The sequence below is a fragment of the Endozoicomonas sp. ONNA2 genome (assembly GCF_024606365.1).
Lineage (GTDB): Bacteria > Pseudomonadota > Gammaproteobacteria > Pseudomonadales > Endozoicomonadaceae > Endozoicomonas.
On record NZ_JAHHPO010000220.1, the window covers coordinates 1 to 2,216 of the forward strand.

Sequence of the window (2,216 nt, forward strand, 5' to 3'; positions counted from 1 at the left end):
TTTCGAGTCAAGTTGAAACAATCTCAAGGCCCGGCACCGGTTCTTCGGGCAATTTTATTGCTCACTGTAGAACACAGGCCGATGTTTGGGCTCAATAGTCTTCAAGGAGGTTCTTGCACACGGCGTAATCATGCTGGATAGCCAAGTTGAGAGCTGTATAGCCATTGTTGTTCTTTTCATTGACCAGGATGCAGCAGCACCTTGACGGTCTCGGTGCAGCCTTCTTGAGCGGCTAAATGCAGGGGCGTAGAACTATACGCTTTTGAAAAAGAGCAGGCGCTTTAGAAACCTTGTTAACTGAATCAAATGGGTGTTCACTGGTTTTGCAAGCCCGGCCGGAAAGTTTGATAAATCGGTTAAAAACCCTGCTATCGCTTTCCGCCGATCTCAGAATGTACTATGTTTTGGCTGAACATATGTTTTGACTGAACAAAGGGAGTTATTACCATGAGCCACAATACTTCAGTCGCCGATAACCAACACATTGCCAATTGTGACCATCAATCCAGGCGGCTTTATCCCGAAGATCAGCAGCGGGTCGATCAGTATTTGGAGGAAGGAGTGAATGAAGTCGAGCGTTCGCCATTCAGGCCCCTGCGCCTGATGGTTTGGCTAACCGTTGTGATCGTTGTGCTTGGAGTTTTAAGCCGGGTCATCGGCTACCTGGTTTTACCTTCTTGAATGACCTGCAACTGGCAAAAAAAGCCATGAACAGAAATTTCGTCTTTCCTGTGAAACAATAACAACACCTGATCAGCCAAACTAAATAATTACTAAAAAAACTGGAATAAATGTGAAGAACGAACTCCATAAAATCGTGATCGTTGGTGGTGGTGCCGGGGGCCTTGAACTGGCCACATGTCTGGGCAGGAAACTTGGCAAAACACAGCGTGCTGAAATCACCCTGGTGGATGCACAAAATACCCATTTCTGGAAACCGCTCCTGCACGAAGTGGCCGCGGGTTCCCTGAATGCCTTTGAGGATGAATTAAGTTATCTGGCACAGGCCAAATGGAACCACTTCAAATTTATTCCCGGCCAGATGGCAAGCCTGAATCGCGCCGAAAAGTCCATCGGACTCAGCCCTGTGATTGACGCCAGCGGCCATGAGGTGGTGCCTGCCCGCACTCTGACCTACGATCAGCTGGTTATTTCGGTAGGCAGTACCGCCAACGACTTCAATACGCCCGGCGCCAAGGAGCACTGCCTGTTTTTGGATAACCGTCAACAGGCAGAGCGAATCCACACCACGCTGATTAACCACTATCTGCACGCGCAAGCCTGCAACAACGAGACCACCAGGCTTCGAATTGCCATTATCGGCGCCGGTGCAACCGGGGTGGAGCTGGCCGCAGAACTCCATTTTGCCGCCATTGAACTGGCCCACTACGGCCTGGATGCCATCAAGCCAGAGGATGTAGAAGTGACCATCATCGAGGGCGGTGAAAGAATCCTGCCAGCACTGCCGGTGCGCATCAGCAGCAGTGTTCACAAGCAGTTAGACAACATGGGGATTCGAGTGATAACCCGGCAGCTGGTGAGTGAAATCAAGGCTGACGGCGTCACCACCCGTGATGGCGAGTTTATTGAATCCGACTTGAGAATCTGGGCAGCGGGAATCAAGGCACCTGAGTTTTTATCGGGTATAGATGGCCTGAAAACCAACAGGATCAATCAGCTGGTGGTTCGCCCAACCCTGCAAACGACCCTTGACGATCGAATCTATTCAATGGGCGACTGTGCCAGCTGCACCCTGACCGATCGCAAAAATGAACGCATTACCATTCCTCCCCGTGCCCAGGCGGCCCATCAACAGGCTTCCCTGCTGGCCAAAAGCCTGATAGCACAAGCCAATGGTTCCACAGCGCTGGCATTCAATTACAGGGATTACGGCTCCCTGATCTCCCTGAGCCGTTTCAGTGCCGTGGGCAATCTGATGGGCGCCATGACCGGCGATATGATGATTGAGGGAACGTTGGCCAAATGGTTTTACATCAGTCTGTACCGCATGCACCAGATGACACTCTTTGGCAAGCTGAGAACCGGCACATTGATTTTGAAAGATCTGATCAGCAGAACAACCCGGCCGCAGCTTAAGCTTCACTGATAAAAAATGCCGCTGACAACGTTTGCCAGCGGCTATTGAAGCGATACAGCTTGAAAATGGTGGGTCGTGTAGGATTCGAACCTACGACCAATTGGTTAAAAGCCAACTG

General features: G+C 50.8%; 2 protein-coding genes and 1 pseudogene. 2 read left to right on the forward strand and 1 reads right to left on the reverse strand.

The window, feature by feature from the left end:
* Positions 1 to 176 precede the first annotated feature (176 nt).
* A pseudogene (locus KDK14_RS21615) lies at positions 177 to 245 on the reverse strand (hypothetical protein); the annotation flags it as partial.
* Between the two features lie 202 nt (positions 246 to 447).
* On the opposite strand from KDK14_RS21615, the gene KDK14_RS04080 reads away from it, so the two are divergent.
* Together KDK14_RS04080 and KDK14_RS04085 are read left to right on the forward strand one after the other, a co-directional pair.
* A complete protein-coding gene (locus KDK14_RS04080) occupies positions 448 to 681 on the forward strand; it encodes a DUF3094 domain-containing protein (protein WP_257263744.1) in 234 nt (77 codons plus the stop codon).
* A 112-nt stretch (positions 682 to 793) separates the two neighbouring features.
* Entirely contained in the window at positions 794 to 2,107 is a 1,314-nt protein-coding gene (locus KDK14_RS04085; protein WP_257263745.1) for an NAD(P)/FAD-dependent oxidoreductase, read from the forward strand.
* Positions 2,108 to 2,216: the final 109 nt, after the last annotated feature.